Annotated in this window: 14 protein-coding genes; 5 read left to right on the top strand and 9 right to left on the bottom strand. The window is 70.8% G+C overall.

Annotated elements, in window-relative coordinates; genetic code table 11:
* Positions 1–720: UvrD-helicase domain-containing protein (locus tag C666_RS11145; protein ID WP_004338513.1), on the bottom strand; the 720-nt coding region annotated here is incomplete at its 3' end.
* Positions 721–1,016: 296 nt separating this feature from the next.
* Here C666_RS11145 and C666_RS11140 point away from each other — a divergent pair.
* Positions 1,017–1,511, top strand: coding sequence for a Dps family protein (locus C666_RS11140; RefSeq protein WP_004338511.1), 495 nt, complete (start codon positions 1,017–1,019; stop codon positions 1,509–1,511).
* Positions 1,512–1,585: 74 nt separating this feature from the next.
* On the opposite strand, the gene C666_RS11135 is transcribed toward C666_RS11140, so the two are convergent.
* Genes C666_RS11135 through C666_RS11115 form a run of 5 tightly spaced genes read right to left on the bottom strand, consistent with a single transcriptional unit; the run spans position 1,586 to position 10,081 of the window.
* On the bottom strand, positions 1,586–2,194 hold the full coding sequence (locus C666_RS11135; protein ID WP_004338509.1) for an IMPACT family protein: 609 nt from the start codon (positions 2,192–2,194) through the stop codon (positions 1,586–1,588).
* Positions 2,195–2,203: 9 nt separating this feature from the next.
* On the bottom strand, positions 2,204–5,689 hold the full coding sequence (gene recC / locus C666_RS11130; RefSeq protein WP_004338507.1) for an exodeoxyribonuclease V subunit gamma: 3,486 nt from the start codon (positions 5,687–5,689) through the stop codon (positions 2,204–2,206).
* A 59-nt stretch (positions 5,690–5,748) separates the two neighbouring features.
* Positions 5,749–7,083 (bottom strand): diguanylate cyclase domain-containing protein, encoded by a 1,335-nt coding sequence (locus tag C666_RS11125; protein ID WP_004338505.1) that lies wholly within the window; start codon positions 7,081–7,083, stop codon positions 5,749–5,751.
* Positions 7,080–8,006: an ABC transporter substrate-binding protein gene (locus C666_RS11120; RefSeq protein WP_004338504.1), complete on the bottom strand. Its 927-nt coding sequence runs from the start codon at positions 8,004–8,006 to the stop codon at positions 7,080–7,082. The genes C666_RS11125 and C666_RS11120 overlap by 4 nt, the downstream gene beginning before the upstream one ends.
* Before the next feature lie 8 nt (positions 8,007–8,014).
* A complete protein-coding gene (locus tag C666_RS11115) occupies positions 8,015–10,081 on the bottom strand; it encodes a TonB-dependent receptor plug domain-containing protein (protein WP_004338503.1) in 2,067 nt (688 codons plus the stop codon).
* Positions 10,082–10,240: 159 nt separating this feature from the next.
* On the opposite strand from C666_RS11115, the gene C666_RS11110 reads away from it, so the two are divergent.
* Both C666_RS11110 and C666_RS11105 read left to right on the top strand, forming a co-directional pair.
* Positions 10,241–11,896: an ATP-binding domain-containing protein gene (locus C666_RS11110; protein WP_004338501.1), complete on the top strand. Its 1,656-nt coding sequence runs from the start codon at positions 10,241–10,243 to the stop codon at positions 11,894–11,896.
* A gap of 111 nt (positions 11,897–12,007) precedes the next feature.
* Positions 12,008–13,324, top strand: coding sequence for an enoyl ACP reductase FabMG family protein (locus C666_RS11105; protein ID WP_028792016.1), 1,317 nt, complete (start codon positions 12,008–12,010; stop codon positions 13,322–13,324).
* A 173-nt stretch (positions 13,325–13,497) separates the two neighbouring features.
* Here the strand turns inward: C666_RS11105 and C666_RS11100 are convergent, their stop codons facing one another.
* The 3 genes from C666_RS11100 to C666_RS11090 all read right to left on the bottom strand — a co-directional run bounded on the left by C666_RS11100 (position 13,498) and on the right by C666_RS11090 (position 17,428).
* A complete protein-coding gene (locus tag C666_RS11100; RefSeq protein ID WP_004338497.1) occupies positions 13,498–14,538 on the bottom strand; it encodes an SPM autocatalytic domain-containing protein in 1,041 nt (346 codons plus the stop codon).
* Between the two features lie 101 nt (positions 14,539–14,639).
* Complete coding sequence (locus tag C666_RS11095; RefSeq protein WP_004338495.1) at positions 14,640–16,031, bottom strand: GTPase/DUF3482 domain-containing protein; 1,392 nt, start codon at positions 16,029–16,031, stop codon at positions 14,640–14,642.
* Positions 16,028–17,428 (bottom strand): DUF2868 domain-containing protein, encoded by a 1,401-nt coding sequence (locus tag C666_RS11090; protein WP_004338493.1) that lies wholly within the window; start codon positions 17,426–17,428, stop codon positions 16,028–16,030. The genes C666_RS11095 and C666_RS11090 overlap by 4 nt, the downstream gene beginning before the upstream one ends.
* Before the next feature lie 346 nt (positions 17,429–17,774).
* Between C666_RS11090 and C666_RS11085 the strand changes: the two genes are divergently transcribed.
* The gene (locus C666_RS11085) at positions 17,775–18,251 is read left to right on the top strand and encodes a bacteriohemerythrin (protein WP_004338491.1); all 477 of its coding nucleotides are present in this window, start codon (positions 17,775–17,777) and stop codon (positions 18,249–18,251) included.
* A gap of 32 nt (positions 18,252–18,283) precedes the next feature.
* Positions 18,284–18,763 carry a hypothetical protein gene (locus tag C666_RS11080; protein ID WP_004338489.1) on the top strand — a complete coding sequence of 160 codons (480 nt, stop codon included), beginning with the start codon at positions 18,284–18,286 and terminating at the stop codon, positions 18,761–18,763.
* Positions 18,764–18,778: the final 15 nt, after the last annotated feature.

Below are 18,778 nucleotides of genomic sequence, written 5' to 3'. Positions count from 1 at the left end.
CGCCGCCGCGTACGCCTGCATCAGCCGCGCCTCGGCCGCCGGCAGCGCACCGCCGCCGGCCTCCCCACCGTCCTCGTCCCACAGCGCTCGCGCGCACGGCCGGCCCATGTGGCGCTGCAGGATGCCGGCCCAGGCCTCGGGGCTGTCGCCCTTGTGCAGCAGTTCGTCCGCCAGCAGCGGCGGCAGCCCGCCGCCGGCGACCTCGCGCCGCCAGAAGTCCTGCACCACCTCGAGCCGCAGGGCGCTGTCGTCCTCGACCAGCTCCAGCGCGTAGGGCAGGCCGGCGGCGAACGGCGTGTCGGCCAGCGCCCGCTGGCAAAAGCCGTGGATGGTGAAGATCGCCGCTTCGTCGAAGGTCTGCAGCGCATGGCGCAGGCGGTCCGCCATCTGCCCGGCGCCGATGCCGCGCCCCAGGACGGTCTCGATCAGTTGCGGCACGAAGGGGTCGTCGCCGGGCGCCGCACCCTCGAGCACGCGCAGGGTCTCGGCGATGCGCTCGCGGATGCGTCCGGACAGCTCGGCAGTCGCCGCCTTGGTGAAGGTGACGACCAGCAGCGACTCGACCGGCAGCGCCCGCTCCAGCAGCAGGCGCAGGTAGAGGCCGCAGATGTTCCACGTCTTGCCGGTGCCGGCCGAGGCCTCGACCAGGCGGATGCCGTCGAGCGGGCAATGGAAGACGTCGAGTTCTGGGGTATCGGGAGCGGCGGCAGCGTACGGCATGGCGGACGAGGGGCGAGACAGAGCGGAGTCGGTGCATCGCTGAAAGCACGGCAGGCGGACGATAGCACGACGGCCGCGTCCGCCCGAATCGCGGCGTGCGGTGCCGGCCTGTGCGGCGCGCGCGCGACAACGCGGCGGCTTGTCGACCCAGATCAAGCGCGCGGATGCATTTAAGCGGTATTCTCGCCACTCAGCCAAGTCGCATCATGTGCGACCCGGCCAGCATCACGGGCCTGGCCAGGACATCTGCCCCCCGCCCGCACGAACCCGTTCTCTTTCCGCAGGAGATGACTCACATGGCAAGCAAGAAGACGAAGACCCCGGCGATCGACATCGGCATCCCCGAAGAGCAGCGCAAGAAGATCGTGGCCGGCCTGTCCGCCCTGCTGGCGGACAGCTACACGCTGTACCTGATGACGCACAACTTCCACTGGAACGTCACCGGGCCGCAGTTCAACAGCCTGCACGCGATGTTCATGGACCAGTACACCGAACAGTGGAACGCGCTCGACATCATCGCCGAGCGCATCCGCGCGCTGGGCTTCCCCGCCCCCGGCACCTACAAGGAGTTCGTGAAGCTGGCGTCGATCAAGGAAGTCGAGGGCGTGCCCAAGGCCGAGGACATGATCCGCCACCTCGTCGCCGCCCAGGAGGCCACCGCCCGCACCGCGCGCAAGCTGTTCGACACCGTCGACGAAGCCAACGACCAGCCGACCGCCGACGTGCTGACCCAGCGCATCGACGTGCATGAGAAGACGGCCTGGATGCTGCGCAGCCTGCTCGAAGAGTAAGCGCACGCAGCGCAAGAACCGCCCCTTTCCCGCAGCCGCAAGGCGTCGGGAAAGGGGCGGTGCCGTGGACGGCATCATGCCCCGCCGGACGCGTCCAGATCGTCCAGCCACGCCAGCCGCCCCTGGCCCAGTTCGTTCAGGCGGGAAACGAGCGCGGCGGCGGCATCCTCCGCCAGGCTGAAGCGCAGCACCACCGCCTGGCCGTGCGCGACGTCCAGCAAGGCGGCGCCGGCCGCGTCCAGCTCGCGGCGCAGCATGCCCTCCAGCGCATAGGGCACGGTACAGCCCAGCATCCGCATGCGCACGATCGGCACCTTGGTGGCGGTCAGCAAGGCCTGCGCGACGGCGTCGGTATAGGCCCGCACCAGCCCGCCCGCGCCGAGCTTGACCCCGCCGAAGTAGCGCACCACGGTGGCCAGCACCCCCTCCAGATCCTGATGGCGCAGCACGTCGAGCATCGGCCGGCCGGCGGTGCCGCTGGGCTCGCCGTCATCCACCGCCGCCGACTGACCGCCCGCCAGCAAGGCCCAGCACACATGGCGCGCGCCCGGATGCTGGGCCCATAGTCCGGCCACCACCTTCTGCGCGCTGGCGCGGTCGGCCATCGGCTGCACACAGCCGATGAAGCGGCTCTTCTTGATGATCAGTTCGCTATGAACGGGGGCGGCGAGCGTCAGTGGCATGGCGTGGGATCAGCCCGGTCGGGGGTCGTCGAGGTGGTCGAGCAGCGGGCGCAGCACACCGCGCGCCAGCTCGAAGAAGCGCTCGTCCGGTAGGCCCAGCTCCCCCCTGAGCGCAAGGCGCCAGGCGGGATCGTTCCCCTCGCCGAACTCGGGCCGATTGCCGCCCGTCCATCTGGCCAGGGCCTTGCCGGCGCTCTCGCCGTTGCGCATGTAGGCCCAGGCCGACCGGGGGAAGAAATGCAACGGACGGCTCAGGCCTTCGCGGTAGAGCGCGAGCAGGCTCTGCAATTGCGCCCGTGCCTGCCCGGGCTGCAGCGGCCGCAAGGCGAATTCGCCATCGCGCGACAGGCCGCGCGTCTCCGGCGCCAGGCCGGGCACGGGGTCGGCGCACAGCAACAGGTGGGCGAGCCAGGCACCGAGGTAGTCGGCGGCGCGAGTATCGTCGTAGCGCGCGCGCAACAGACCGCCAGGGCGCAGGTCGGCAAAGACGGCCGACAGCGACCAGGCCTCGCCGTCGAGCCGGGTTTCGAAATGCGCACGGTACGGCGGCAGGGGAAGCCCCGCCTGGATCTGCCGCTGGCGGCGGGCAAAGGCCCGCAGCTTGCCGAGTTCGCGTTCGAGCGCGCTGTCGCCGAGCGTGCCCGCCGGATACTCGCCGCCGGCGCGGGCGAGGGCCCACAGCGCATCTTCGCCGGCGGGCGCGTCCTCTCCACCGCCGGCGTCCGGGCCTTCGCCATCGGCAGCGTGCGCACCGGCGACGCCGGCCTGTTCGAGCAGCACCGGCAGCAGGCGCCGTGCGAGCGCCTGGCCCGCCGGCCAGTCGGGCAGCATCGGCTCGACGTCGTCGAGCTGCGCCTCGGCTTCGGGCAGGTCGAGGCCGAGGCGGTCGCGCAGCAGATAGCGGCCGGGATTGGCGAAGAAGCGGACCAACTGCAGCAGATCCATCTCGCGCCATGCGGCGTCCGGCGGCGGCAGCGGTGCGGCGAAGAAGGGCGCCGCGCCGGCTGCCGGCGCGGCATCGCCATCGTCGGCGGCGTCCTCGCCGCCGTCCAGCACCCCGGCCTCGCCGCACTGCAGGGCATGCTCCGCCGCATCCGCGTCCGCCGCATGCCGCGCGGCGGCGCCCAGGCGGCTGGCGAGCGCATCGGCATAGTCCTCGTTGAAGCTCGCCAGACGTGCGTCGCCGCGATCGCGGGCAAGGAAATACTCGCCGGCGAAGGCCTGCAGCGGGTGCCTGAGCACCAGGCGCTCGCGCGCCTGCGCCAGGGCCTGCGGGTTGCCGGGTTCCGTGGCGCAGGCGCTGGCCAGGGTATCGAGCAGTTCGTCGACCAGCACCGAGGGCGGCAGGGCCGAGCCGTCGCGCACGCTGCGGCCGACGTAGGACAGGTGAAGCACGTCGCGCGCCGACAGGATCAGGTCGAGGAAGAGATTGCGATCGTCGAGCCGGCGCTGGCGGTCGCCGGCCTGCGGGCGCGCGCTCATCAGATCGAATTCGGCCGGACGCTCGCCGCCGGGGAAAGCTCCCTGATCCAGGCCGATCAGGCACACGACGCGGTAAGGCAGGCCGCGCAACGCCGACAGCGCGGAAAAGGTGACCGTGCCGCCGGGCACGCCGCCGCGTGCGGGATCGTCGAGCCGCGCCGCCAGCGCGGGATGCACCACGTCGAGCGGCAACTCGGCATCGAGCCCGGCGGCGGCGATGTCATCGGCGAGCGCGGCGATGGCGGCGCGAACCTCGCGCAGGGCGTCCGCCAGGCCGGCGCTGTCGCCGACGAGGCGCTCGAGCACGGCGTGGAGGACCTGGCGCCAGCCCTCGCCGGTGTGGGTGCGGCGCAGGGCGTCGCGCAGTATGCGCAGGCTGTCGACATAGCGCCAGAAGCCGCCGAGCGCGAACGCGGCCTGCCCTTCCGGCGCCGCCGCGCCGATGTGGCCGGCGAAGGTCGCCTGCCGCGCGGCATCGCCCGCCGCCCAGGCGAGGAACAGGCGGTGCAGGCCCGCTTCCAGCGTATGGCCCGCCGGCTGCGCTTGCCCGGCGCCGGCCACCTCACCGGCATCCAGCCCCCAGCGCATGCCCGCCTCGCGCATCCAGTCGTGGATCGTCTCCAGCGCCTCTTCGCCGAGACCGAAGTGCGCCGCCACCGGCGCCTGCCGCAGCAGGTCGAACACCCGGCTGGCGGGAAAGCGGCCGGCCGCGAGCTGCAGAGCCTGATCGAGCACCCTGGCCACCGGATTGTCGTGCGTGCCGCCCAGACCGGTGATGCGCCAGGGAATGCGCCGCGCGCGGGGCGCGGTGCCGAAAACGGCCTCGATCAGCGGCGCGGCGCCCTCGAGATCCGGCATCAGCACGACGATGTCCGACGGACGCAGCGCATCCGGCTCGCTGGCGGCGGCCTTGAACAGGCCGAGCAGGCGGTCTTGCAGCACTTCGAGTTCGCGCGTGCGCGAGTGGCAGACCTGCACCTCGATGCTGCGGTCGCCGGCGGCCAGCCTGATGCTGGCCGGTTCGAGTTCCTGCAGGTCCAGGATGGCGTTCTGCAGCCGGGCCAGCAGATGGTGGCCGGGATGCTCGGCGAAGGCGGCCTCTTCCTCGACCGCATGCTCGCCTTCGAACAGCAGGCCGATATGGGCGCGCGTCTGCTTGCCCCAAGCGGCGAGCAGGCCGTTGCCGGTTTCGAAGAACATGTCCTGCTGCCGCGCGGCGAGCCATGACAGACGGCGCGCATCGACGATGTCGAACCAGAACTCGCGGCAGGGGTTGAGCACGTACAGCCGCACCTCCACCACGCGCGAGAGTTCGCGCAGCATGTCGAGATAGAGCGGCGGCAGTGCCGGCAGGCCGAACACGTGCACCGAGCCGGGCAGGCCGGCGGCGGCCAGTTCGTCCGCCGGCATCGCCGTGACGCGGCGCAGGAAAACCTGGGCCGGATGCTCCTGGCGCAGGGCCATGCCGTCGCGGATACGGCGCCAGAGTTCGGCCTGCCAGGCTTCGTCCTCGCGATCGGCCGCCGACGCGCCCGCCTCGAGCACCGAGCCGCGGCCGCTCGCCCAGATTTCGAGCCAGCGCGGCCGATAGGTCAGGTAGTGGTCGAAGACAGCGGCGATGCGCCCGGCCAGTTCGAAGCACATGCGCGCGTCGGCCTGGCCGAGATAGCGCGCCAGGCGCGGATGGCCGGCAATCCAGGCGCCGCGTTCATGCGCCTGGTCGAGCAGGCCGTGGATGCGCCAGGCCAGCAGCCCGGCGGCGAAAGGCGAGCGCTCGGGCACCGCTGCGACGCGGCCGATCTGCTGCCACAGCCATTGCGCGAGGTAGTCGAAGCGCAGATTCGCGCACACGCCCTCGCGATCGGCCACCGCGAGTTCGACCTTGCGCCGCAGGGCGCTGCTCGGCACCACCACCTGGCGCTGGCCGAACGGCCCCGGCTGCTCGGCGCCGAGGCGTCCGAGCAGGGTATCGAGCAGGATTTCGAAACGGTTCGAGAAACTGAGATGGAACATGGTCTGGCCGCCAGGCGGTGCATGCGCGATGCGCTGGCGGCGGGCGGATCGAACCCGGATTATACGGGCACTCTTCCGGACGGCCCGCCGCCTTCCGGTGGCTCGGGCTGGTACTCCATGGCGTAGCCCCGACCTTCGCGTTTCACGACGTAGCATGCGTGGTCGGCTGCGCGCAGCACGTCGGCGACACTGCCGACGGAGGCGTCGATGATCGCGAAGCCGATGCTGGCGCCGACGCGGAACGCCTGCCCTTCCCAGGTGAAGCGCAGGTCGCGCACCGCTTCGCACAACCCGCTGGCGATGCGGTAGGCGTCGGCGCTGGTGCAGCCGCGCAGGATCATGGCGAATTCGTCGCCGCCGATGCGGCACACGGTATCGCCCACGCGCAGGCGCTGCCGGATCAGGTCGGCGATCACGCGCAGCAGCGCATCGCCCGCAGCGTGGCCGACGGTGTCATTCACGGTCTTGAAGTTGTCGAGATCGATGAAGCACAGCGCGCCGTGGTCGCCCGCCCGCCGCGACGTGGCGACCATCTCGTCGAGCGCCTGCTCGAACGCCCGGCGGTTGGGCAGGGACGTCAGCGGGTCGTGCATGGCCTGATAGGCAAGGCGCGCGGTGGCCTCGTCGATCCTCGCCTGCATGATCTTGTGGGCGCTGTCGATGGAGCGCGCCATCGAATTGAAACCTTGCTGGAGTTCCTCCAGTTCCTCGCTGCCGGCGTGGTCGGACACCTGCACGTCGCGCTCGCCCGCGGCGATGCGCCGCACCGCATCCACCAGGCGCGCCACCGGCCGACCCACCTGGTTCGCCAGCCGCACGGCGAGCAGCGCGGTGAGCAGCACGATCACGAACGCCAGGCCGAGCGTGCTCAGCATGGTCGTGCGCCATTCCGCGTCGAGCGCACTGGTATCGAGCTCGACATACACCCAGCCGACAGGCACCGGCGTCCCGGCGACCCCGGGATCCCCGACCTCGTCCACCACCAGCGGCACCGACATCACCGGCGCGGCAAACCCGTTGTAGCTGTCGCGCTGCGCGAGCCGCATGGGTTCACGCACTGCCTTGATGCGCGCCGGATCGAGCAGGCGCGCGCTGCCGCGCGAGGCGATGACCTCGCCGCCGCGTTCGTACAGCACGACGGCCGCCACGCCCGACAGCTCCGTCAAGGCCCCCAGCAGTTCATTGAGGTTGCCGGCATTGCCCGAAATCACGCCGTACTCCGCAGCCGGCGCAAAGAAGCTGACGATGGCGAGCCCGCGTTCGACGATCGCGTCCTGGGTCATGCGCTCGCCGCGGTGCAGGAACAAGCCCGCCATCGCCGCGATGAGCAGTGACACCGGCAGCAGGACGGTCAGCAGCAGGCGATGGCGCAACGCAAGCCTGGCTACCTTCATGGCACATCTCCCGTGGCGATGAGGCGCAACAGCTCTTCGTCGGCCACCACGCTCATCCCGAGGGCGCGGGCGACCTGGCGGTTGACCGCGATCTCGAAGGATGCCGGGCCGCGCACCGGCGGCAACGCGACGCGGCCGCCGTCCTGCGTGCGCAGCCAGGCGATGACGTCGCCCGCGACCTGTTCCGGCGTGGTGAAGATGGCCGCCAGCGCCCCCGCCCCCACATAGGCGCGCGAGAACCCGATGATGGGCTTCTGGTGGCGATAGCTGGTGAGCAGGATGGAGCGCACCGAGGCGGGCGTCGCCAGCAGGGCGTCGGGCAGCGCGACCAGTCCGTCGCTATCGCGCAGCACCGCCTCCAGGCCTCTCATCAGCTCGCTTTCGTCACCGACGACGCGCTCGGCCAGTTCAAGGTGGGAGACCCGCGCGGCACGCTCGAAGGCCGGCCGGTCGGCCCCTTCCGGCCCGAACAGCACGCCGACCCGCCGTGCCTCGGGCAGGACGGCCTTGAGCAGCCGGAGCTGCCGTTCGGCAGGCTGGTCGAGCGTGAACGCGGACAGAGGCCAGGAGGGATGTTCGCGGCGGATGCCGTCGAAGCGCGACTGCCCGATCATGACCGCCAGCGTGGGGCGCGGGTGCAGGCGCAGCGCGGCCGACAGCGCGGCATCGCCGCTGGCGATGACGAGGTCCGCGCGCGCGAGGGCCACGTCGTCCAGGCCGTCGGCCGGCGTGCCGGCATCGAAGACGCGATGCCCCAGGCTGGCGGCGGCGCGGCTGAAGGCCTGCGCGAACACGGCGTGGGGGCCGGTCCGCTGCGACACGACCACCGCCACGTCCAGCCCGGCGCCGGCGGCGGGCGCCATGCCCAGCAGCAGCGTGAGGGCCAGCCAGGAATGGATGTGAAACCACCGCAGCCGGATCATGAACGCTTTTACCACGCCAGGCGCAGGCTGGCGAAGAGCCGCGGCTCGTGGCGATAGCGCCCCGCGTGGAAATCCGCGTAGCGCCCCCCCGCGCTCTGCACCACCAGCGCCACTTCGTTGCCCGCGCCCGCTTCGCCGAAACGGCGCGACAGCTTCAGGTCGACACGGTCCTGCTCGGGCACGCGGTCGCCGTCGTTGAGCCAGCTCATGACCGCATGGCGGTAGTAGCCGAGGCTGGCGCGCCAGCGCCCGGGCAGATCCTTGATCAGCAGCAGCGAGGTGATCGAGCTCGGCGCGCTGCGCTCGAAGTCATCGTCGACGGTGGCGCCATCGGCATCGATGTCGATGACGGACTGCGACAGCACCACCCTGCCCCAGCCCGACCGGCGCCAGTCGATGCTGAATTCGCCGCCACTCATGCGGAAGGCGCCGGCATTCTGGAACAGGAAGGAACGCGGCCGGCGGGGGCTCATGACATCGTGTTCGAAGGGCGCGAAACCGGCCGGCGCCGGCGGGCACATCGCGGCGGTGATCGACCCGACATCCTCCCAGGGCCGGGCGGGATACTGGCAGCGCTCGTCGTCGATGTAATCGGTGTAGTCCTTGTAGAAGGCGCGCACGTCCAGCCCCAGGCCGAGCTCGCGGAACATCGCCGCGTAGCCGACTTCGACGTGCTTCACGCGCTCGGGCTGCATGTCATCCCCCGCCAGCAGGCTGATCCGCTTGATCTCCGAACCGACGCGGACCACCTGCTCGGCACGCGACTCGACCAGGGAGGGCGTCCGATACGACACGCCGGTGGAGAGTCGCAGCGTCGAATCGGGCGTCAGCGCGTAGCTGAGCGCCAGGCGCGGCGACAACAGCGAGCCGCTGTAATGATGATCTTCCAGGGTGCCGCCGAAGTCGAGCCTGAGCCGGTCGGACGGCGCCCACACCAGGCTGCCGAACAACTGGCTGCTGGTACCGCTGATCGTGCCACCGGTATTGAACATCGACCGCGAGCGCGCCGCCTCGCGGCGCACGCCCGCCCCCAGCATGAAGCGCCAGGCCGGCGACAGGCTGGCGCTGTACTGCAGCTCCAGCTCCTCGCGATGCACGTCGCTGTTCTCATCCAGCGCAAAGCGCCCCAGCCCGTCGATCTCGATCAGCAAGGGCGCGCGCGTACGCTCGCGCTGATGATGGAACTGCACCGACAGCTCGGAATCGACCGCGAAGCTGCGCGTCCAGCCCAGGTGCACATAGTGCGAACGCATGTCGTCCTCGCGCAGCGGGTGCGTCAGGTCGCCCGGCGTGCCGCGGTCGGTCCTGCCTTCGCTGAAGCCCAGCATCCAATCCAGTTCGTCGCGCGTGGACAGTTGCGCCGCCGCGCCGAAGTTGACGACCGAGCGCTCGACGAACTTGCGCGGGTTCAGCACGCCGGTGCCGGCACGGTAGGGATGGAAGCTGACCGCGCGCCGGTGCGAGCCCGACAGGCGCCAGTCGATCGCCGCGTCGGCGCCGCCGTTGATGCGGAAGCCATGGTCGATGAAGCCGTCCTCGCCGATCCGCGAAATCAGGCTCAGCCCGCTTTCGGTCACGGGCGAGCGCGTGATGATGTTGATCACCGCCTGGAAGGCATTGACCCCGTAGGCCGCGCCGTTCGGCCCGCGCACGACCTCGACGCGCTCGATGTCATCGACGCGCAAGGGCAAGTCCTGCCAGTTGGTGTTGCCCCACAGCGGGCTGTTGACGGTGCGCCCGTCGATCATGACCTTGATGCGGCGGTCATAAGCATCGCCCAGGCCGTGGTTGGCCACCGTCGGCGAACCGTCCGGCCAGTCGGCGACGAGGAAGCCCGGCACCAGGCGCATCAGGTCGTGGATTTCGGTGAAGCCCGAGGCGTCGATCATCTCGCGGTCGATGAGCGTCACCGCAACCGGCGCATCCACCGGCGACTGCGCCATGCGCGACGCGGTCAGGACGATCGGAATGTCGCCGAAGAAGGCCTCCTCCGCCCACGCGCCGGGGGCGGCGACGGACGCGACCAGGGCGCCGAAGCCCATGGCGGCGAACTGAACGGGATGGCGGGAGGACAAGACGGCAACTCCATGCGGTACTCGGAACGCCCCGGCGGCGCGAAGCATTGAGCATAACGCATGCTTGCTACACTGACGCCGTGAAGAAGTTGGCACTCGGCGCATTCCATCCCGCACGCTCACCTTTCCCTTGACCCCTTCGCCCGGACACGGAACTTCATGGCACGCACCCACCCCGAAGGCTGGAAACAGCTCCCCGCCGCCGGCGCGCGCGGCCGCGAGCGCGCCACGCTCGCGCAACTGGCCGACGCCCTGCCGCACGAATGGACGATCTACCACGGCCTGCACTGGACGCGGGCGGACGGACCGCACGCGATCTTCGGCGACATCGCTTTCGCCGTGGCCGGCCCCGGCGGGCGCGTGCTGCTGATCGAGCAGCACGCCGGCTTTCTCGACGAGACGCCGGAAGGGCTGGTGCGCCCGAGCAAGCGCCGCGCGCAGCACATCAGCCACGAGCTCGCGCGCAGCGCCGACGCCCTCCGCAACCGGCTGCGCCCCGCGCTGGACGGCGCCGAGCCGCAGCTCGACACCCTGCTCTACTGCCCCGACCACACCGTGCGCCAGCCCGGCAGCGCCGGCCTGGACCCGGCACGCATCGTCGATGCGCCGCGGCGCGACGCCTTCGTCGCCACCGTCCGCGCGCTGACCGCGCCGCAGGACGGCGATCCGCCCGCCGACGCCGCCCGCCTGCAGGCCCTGCACCGCTTCTTCGCCGACCTGCTGGAACTGGTGCCCGACGTACAGGCCCATATCGGCCAGGCCGACGAACTGACCACGCGGCTGTCGGGTGGCCTCACCGAATGGGCGCGGCGCATCACCATGGCGCCGCACCGGCTGCGCGTCACCGCCACCGCCGGCAGCGGCAAGACCCAGCTCGCCCTCGCCGCCTACACCGACGCCCTGGCCGCCGGCCGCCGGCCACTGTACGTCTGCTACAACCGCCCGCTCGCCGACCACTTCGCCCGCATCGCCCCGGCCGGCGGCGAGATCGCCACCTACCACCAGTTGTGCGACCGCCGCCTGCGCGATGCCGGCCGCCCGCCCCGCTTCGGCGCGCCGGGCGCCTTCCGCCGCATGGAAGAGGACTTCGCCGCGCTGGCCGCCAGCCATGCCAGCGCGGGCTGGCAGTTCGACGAACTCATCATCGACGAAGGGCAGGACTTCACCGAAGCCTGGCGCGACGCGCTGCTCGCGCTGCTCGCGCCCGGCGGCCGGGCCTGGTGGCTGGAAGACCCGCTGCAGAACCTGTACGGCCGCCCGCCGGTGGCGCTGCCCGGCTGGGTGGGCCTGAATGCCGATACCAACTACCGCACCCCGGCCGACGTGCTGGCGCTGCTCAATGCCCGCCTGCCGCTGCCGGCGCCGATCCGCGCCGGCAGCCCGGTGATGGACAGCGAACCCGAGGTGCTGGCCTGGCACGACGGCGCCAGCCTGATGGAGGCCACCAAGCGCGCCATCACACGCGCGCTCGGCCTCGGCTTCCGCCGCGAGATGATCGTGCTGCTCACCTTCCGCGGCCGCGAGCATTCGCGCTTCACGCCGCTCGACCAGCTCGGCCCCCACCGCCTGCGCGCCTTCACCGGCCGCTACGACCTGCTGGGCGAACCCGAGCACTCGCAGGGCGAACTGCTGATCGATTCGGTCTACCGCTTCAAGGGGCAATCCGCGCCCTGCATCATCTTCACCGAGATCGATTTCGAGGCGATGGACGAGGCGGCCATGCGCAAGCTCTTCGTCGGCGCCACGCGGGCGACGATGAAGCTGATCATGGTGGCCTCGGAACGCACGGCGCCGCAGTTGGCCCCGCTGCCCTGACGTCCGCCCGCGCGCACGGATGTCGTGGCGGCGGCACCGTGCGCGCCGTTCGGGCCGGGTACAATCGCGGCTGCATTGACCTTCGACCAGCCCGGCTGGCACACAGCGAACATGAACAGCCCCATTTCCCTGAAGCAACTCCCGCAGACCAACATCTTCCGCAAGGGCGACGTGTTCGTGCTGTTCGGCGAACTCTTCGGCCGCGGTTACGCCAGCGGCCTCGTCAATGAAGCGCGCAAGGCCGGCATGGACATCGTCGGCATCACCGTCGGGCGGCGCAACGACGACAACACCCTGCGCCCACTGAACGACGACGAACTGGCGGCGGCCGAAGCCAACCTGGGCGGACGCATCGTCAACGTGCCGCTGATGGCCGGCTTCGACCTCGACGCGCCGGCCGGCGAGCCCACGCCCACCGAACTGCTCAACAAGATGACGCTGAAGAGCTGGGAACAGGACAGGCTCGACTGGGCGCACATCGAAAAATGCCGCGCGCTCGGCACGCGCCGCTTCCAGGCCGCGGTGGCCGAAGCGATGGCGGCGCTCGACGGCCTGATCGGCGACGGCCGCAACGTGCTGTTCGCGCACACGATGGCCGGCGGCATTCCGCGCGCCAAGGTTTTCATGGTCATCGCCAACCGCATCTACAAGGGCCGCGGCGAGCGCTTCATGCCGTCGCAGGCCCTGCTCGACAGCGATCTCGGCAAGCTGATCCTGCAGAACTTCGACGAAGTGTCGGCCAGCACCTTCCAGCATCTGATCGAAGGCAGCGCGGCGATCCGCGCGCGCGTCGAGGCGTCCGGCGGCCAGGTGCGCTACAGCGCCTACGGCTACCATGGCACCGAAATCCTCGTCGACGGCCGCTACCAGTGGCAGACCTACACCAACTACACTCAGGGCTACGCCAAGATGCGGCTCGAGCGCATCGCCCGGGCCGCCTGGGACACCGGCGTCAAGGCCACGGTGTACAACTGTCCGGAGATCCGCACCAACTCCACCGACGTCTTCGCCGGCGTCGAGCTGCCGCTGATTTCGCTGCTGCACGCGCTGAAGCACGAAGGCGGCGGCGCCTGGGCGGAATCGCAATGGCAGGCCTGCCGCGCGTTGCTGGCCGACGGCCACACGCTCGAGGACGTGCTGCAGAAGATCGCCGACTTCCAGGGCAGCGAGGTGATGCAGGGCTTCCGCGACTTCGCCGCCTGGCCGCAGCCCAACAGCCAGGCCCAGGCCGACCTGCAGATCGGTACTTCCGACGACATCGTGCAGATGCACCAGGACCGCGCCGCGTTGATCACCGACCTGCTCAGCAGCCTGGTGCTGGAAGCCTCGGGCACGCTGATCCTGCGTGAAGCCTCGGCGCCTTCGGGGCCGGTGCTGTGGCTGAACCACGACATCGTCGCGCGCCAGTTGAACCAGCTCCACGCCTGAGCGCCCGGCCGGGCGGCATCCGCGCTGCGCCCGGCCTCTGTCCTAGACGCAATGCGGTTCAGTTAACGCGCGCGCCGTCACGGCAGGAGCGGCTTTAGCCGCGAATCAGTCCGTGTTCGCGGCCAAGTCCGCTCCTACGGAAACAAGCCGCGCTTATCTGAACGATATTGGTCCTAGACGGCCAGATCGACCTGGCTCACGGTGCCGACGCTGCCATCCTCGCGCAGGTAGATGCTGCTTGCGCGCATCATCCCCAGGGTTTCGTTGGCGGCATCCTTGAGGCTGAACTGCGTATCGGCGCGGCCGAGATAGAAGGCGCCGACGCCGGCCTCGGCCAGCGTCTGCAGCGTGCCCTCGCCCCGCGCGTCCGGCTGCCATACGCGCAGTTGCGACCACGCCGCGTCGTTCTCGTCGATCCAGCCGTTGCCGTCGCCATCGAGCGCGGCGAGTTCATCGAAGCCGTTGCCGGTGCGCGGGCCGAACAGCTCGCGGCCGTCATCGACACGGCCATTGGCGTTGCGGTCGAAGGCGAGATAGCCGCTGCCGCCGAGCAGCGGAATCTTCTCCGTGCTGCCATCGCCGTCGAGGTCGAAGTCGAAACGGACATCGGACAACGCGGCGGCCGGGCCACCGAAATCGAGCACCAGCGGGTCCTGCAGCCGGTGCTGGTCGCCGCCGCGCAGGCTGACCGACACCGATTCGCTGTAGCTGCGCGAGACCTCGAAGCCGAGGTCGAAACGGATCTCGGCGCCGTCGGCAGTACGGACGACGCCCGAGGCGCTGAAGGCGGTCGTTTCGGATTCGGAGTAGGTGGCGCTGAAATCGTATGCGAAGCCCGGGCCCTGGGGCCGTGCCTGCGCTCCCGCCTCGCCCGCGCCCTGGCCCAGATCCCGCAGGTTGATGCGCCGTATCGGTTTGCCGGTGATGGCTTCGATGAGGCGGATCAGCATCGGCAGGTCGGCATCGCTGTCGATCTCGTCGCCCAGGTCGATTTCGAACACGGCCGGGGTTCCGGCCGCCGCCGCGGCCAGCTCCGCCATCTGCGCCCTGCGCGCGGCATCGGAGATCCGCACCTCCCCGGCGGCCGGCGCGCCGCTGCCGGACGCCACCGATGCCCCGCCATTGCCCCACATCTCAAGCCGTTCGCTGGTCTCGGAAGACTGCGAGAACTGGCGGGAGGACTGCAGTTCGACATTGAAGGCGGCGATTTTCATGGAGGGATCTCGTACGCGTCAGCGGCAGGCTCCTTTAACGGCCGCCGCGCCAGGAACTTGAGCACGCCCCGTGGCCTCGCCCCCGGATGCCGGCCCGCCGCTCAATCGAGGGCAGCGGCGATCGCGGCGATCGCCGCGTCGCGCTCTTCATCGCCCTGTCCGTCTACCCACTCCGGATGGGCCCTCGCCTTTTCCAGGGCATGAGGCAGGCCGCCCTCGCGCCAGCGCTCGACCACCTCATCGGCATCGGCCTCCGCCGCCTGCACCTCGATCGGCGCCAGCGCGGCATGGCCGCGGCCCTCCAGCGCGGCCAGCAAGCGATACTGGCGCAGCGCGACCACGCGCAGGACGAGGTCGTCGACGGTCAGTTCGCGATGGCCGCGCAGCCTGGCGGCGATGCGTTCGCCATAGTGGCCGAAGGTCTGCCACAACCCGCCAGCAATCGCCCCCAGGGCCGCGGCGGCGCCGAGCGTGAGGCCGCCCGCCATCAGATCGATGCCGACCCCGGCCGCGGCGCCGGCGGCGACGCCGGTCGACAGCCGCAGGCCCATCTGGCGCAGGGTTTCGGGGTTGAACAAGTCGTCGTCCCAGCGCCCGTCGGTCAATGGCAGCGCGCTGGCGCGGGCGTCGTCCGGTCGGAAGCGGTACAGGCGCAGCAAGGCCTCGACGCAATCCTGCTCACGCTGGCGCACCGCATCGCGCAGGCGTTCCACGGCCTCCTGCAGCACGCGCTCAGGGGCCGCCGCCGCGCCGGACTCGACCGCGAGGCGGTCGCGGCGTGCCGCCAGTTCCACCAGCAGTTCGGCCACCAGGCGGCGCGCCGCGGCGCGGCGCTCGTCGGCCTCCTGCGCACGGGCATCGATGAGGCGCTGCAGCGCGGGGCGGTGGGCATGCATCAAGGTGGCGAGGGAATCGAACAGCTCGCGCTCGCCGTCCAGCGCCGGCGCGACGGTATCGAAGCTGACCACGGCGTGCAGATTGAGCCGGGCGAGTGCAGCCCGCCAGTCCGCCACGCGCGCTTCGCTCGACGCGACGAAGTTCAGCACCGGCAGCAAGGGGCGCGCGCAGCCGGCCAGCAGTTCGAGCTCGTCACGGTGCTTGGGCAGCACCGGGTCGCGCGCATCGACGACGTACAGGGCGGCATCGCTCGCCAGCATCTGGCGCAGCACCTTCGCCTCCTGCTCGAAGCGAGCGGGGGCCTCCGGCCGGCCAAGGAAGCGCGCAAGGCGCTCGGGGCCGTCCAGGCGCTCGCCCGGCGCGGCCAGCGCGTCGACGAATTCGAGCAGGGCGATGGCGTCTTCCATCCCCGGCGTATCGAACAGCTCGACGACCGGCCGGCCGCCGGCCATCAGGCGCAGGCCTTCGACATGGCGCGTGGTGCCGGCGGAGTCGGACACTTCGCCGAAGCCCACATCGCGCGCCAGGGTACGCAGCAGCGAAGTCTTGCCGGTATTGGTGTGGCCCACGACGGCCACGCGCAGAACCCCGTTCATGGCCTGTGCTCCGGCTGGCGGCCGGCGAGCCAGTCGCCCGCGGCCACGGCATCGAGGATCAGCGCATCCGGCGCGAAGCCCAGGCGTGCGAGGCCATCGCGCCATAGCGGCAGACGACCCGCGCCATCCTTGCCATCGGCGCCGAGCGCCCACACGCGGGCTTCGACGGCATGGTCGGCCAGATCGGCGATGACGCCGAGGTTGCCGCGGTCGGGCGTGCGGCGCGGATCCACGGCAATCAGCAAGCGGCGCGGAGGCTGCGCCGCGAAGCGGGCGAGCGCCGCGCGGCGCTGCTCGCGGCTGTCGAGGCGGCCGCCATCGAAGGCCGCGTCTCCTCGCCGGCCCTCCCCTCCCCCGCGCGGCACGGCCGGCGGCCAGGCGAGATCGCCACCCAGTTCCAGCGCGACGAGCGCGGGCGCCCCGACGCCTTCCACCCGTGCCGCATGCCGCTCGGGGCGGGGCATCACCGCCGGCTCCGGGTCGCGCACGCCGATGCGCTCGCTGTCGGGCAGCAGCAGCGGCCGCAGGCGGGCATAGGCGGGACGGCCCAGGTCGAGCCGCAATCCATGCAGCCTGCGCGCCCACAGGCCCGCGCACATCAAGGCCAGCGCCGCCCGCGGCACCGCGCCATAGACCAGCAGGGCGCCGATCAGCCAGCCGGCCCAGGCCCTGCGCCCGCCCTCTTCGAGCATCGGCGCGTCGCCGCTGGCCGCGACCGTGGCCGCGTCAGGCACGGGAAAGCCGAGCAGGCCGGGCAGGCTGCCGAGCGCCTCGGTCAGCCACACGAACACGCCCGCCGGCAGGATGGTGGTTTCCCACACGAAGCCGTAGCGGCGTGTGGCGAGCAGCGCCAGCACGCCGGCGGCGGCGCCGAGCAGAGCAAGCGCCCAGAGGGCATGTCCGACCGCTCCCGCCCCCCAGCTCGCAGCGCGGCCGCGCCCGAGCAGGCTGCCCAGCGCCAGCGGCAGGTCCGCCGCCTCGGGCGAGCGATCGAAGAACGCCAACAGCCGCAGCGACAACCCGCCGGGCGCGACGCCGCCCCGCGCCCCGGCGGCGCTGCGCGGCAGCAGCGTCGCCAGGCCCCACAACAACAGGCTGAACAGATTGACCCCCAGCAACCCGCCCAGCGCCCAGACCACATTCACCGCGCGGCTGCCGTCACCCAGCACCCCGGCGGCGGCCCCGAACCCGAGCACCAACGCGAGCACCATGCCTGCCGCCAGGGCCAGCCGCAGCCGGCCATGCCAGCGCAAGATGGCGTCGCGCCAGCCTTCGCGCGCGCCGAGCACCAGGGCGCGATGCAGCACGCGCGCCTCGAATTCGGGCGCGGCGGAGCGCGCGGCGTCGATCGCGGCGCGGTCTTCGAGCGCGCCATGGCGCTCCTCATGGCGGCGCACGACCTCCGCCAGCCAACGGGATTCGAACGGGGTCAGGGACGGGAACGGGGGGGCGGGAGCGGTCAAAGCGGAGCGGAAGGGGACGGCCCGGTCGCGGGCAATGGGTCGACAGCATAACAACGACCGCCCATCGCCCGCATCCGGGGCGCGTCCATGGCGGCGAAAAGCGGAACCACGTCACATCGCCGGCCGATCCGGCCCGCCCGCAAGGACGGCCGATGCTATCTTTATGTCATCGTGCCGCGAACCACCCGCCAGGGCACGACTCCACGCAGGCTTGACCACGATCAAGCCCTTGTTCGCTGCAAGGCTTAGCCTTCGCGTTTGCAGAACTACAGGGGGCACCATGACCACCGACCTTTTCCATTGGAGCAGTGATTTCGACGTCGGCATCCAGGAAATCGACGAACAGCACAAGGAACTCGTCGACCTGCTGAACCAGTTGCACGTCGCCATCCAGGAGCATCACGGCTCCGCGACCTCGCGCCAGATCCTCGACAAGCTGGCGGACTACACCCGCACCCACTTCGCGGTCGAGGAAAGCCTGATGCGGGTATCCAACTATCCGGACTTCGCCGCGCACAAGCAGAACCACGAAGATCTCATCGCCCAGGTCCGCGCCCTGCAGGAAAAACTCGACTCCGGCCAGGCCGCGATCACCTTCGAGCTGCTCCACTTCCTCAAGGTCTGGCTGACACGCCACATCAATGAAGCGGACAAACGCTTCGGCGCGCACTTCATCGCCCACGGCGGCGCGACCCAATGGTCGGACCACGTCGAAGAAGCGATGAAGAAGCGCAAATGGTGGTGGAAGTTCTGGTAATTTCTCCAAATCGACCTTTCATGGACAAACCCATGGCCATCCCGAAACACCTTCTGTTCGCCCTTCTCCTGGGCAGCGGCTTCGCAGCCGGCCCCGCGGCGGCGGCGTCCCCCATGTCCTGTCCGGACCTGGCCGACGCGGTACAGGTCGCAGCCTGTCCGACCGAGGCGGAACTGCGCTACACCTTCATGGGCTTCTGTGGCGACAGCGCCCGCCTCTACGGCGGCGACATCCTGGCCTGCTCCAGCTTCGAGAGCTACCGTGAAGCCAAAAACATCGCGCTGTGGGAATCGGCCGACGGCAGCTTCAGCGGCTACCTGTCATGCAACGTGGCACCGGCCGCGATCCACGGCTCGAAGGCGGTACGCATGCATGCCGAGCGCAAGGGCAGCCTGTCGCGCCTGATATGCGACTACGACAACGACCACCGCCTGGTCCATCGGACCAAGGCAGCGTGCAGGGTCGAAGCGGAAGACTGCAGCGGCGGGGCATGCCGCGCGAGCTGCGACTGATTCCGTCCTGCATCC

Origin of the sequence: Thauera linaloolentis 47Lol = DSM 12138 (genome assembly GCF_000310205.1) — a bacterium.
GTDB classification, from domain to species: Bacteria; Pseudomonadota; Gammaproteobacteria; order Burkholderiales; family Rhodocyclaceae; genus Thauera; species Thauera linaloolentis.
The sequence above is the reverse complement of the archived record's forward strand: the minus strand, read 5'-3'. Positions and strand labels throughout refer to the sequence as shown.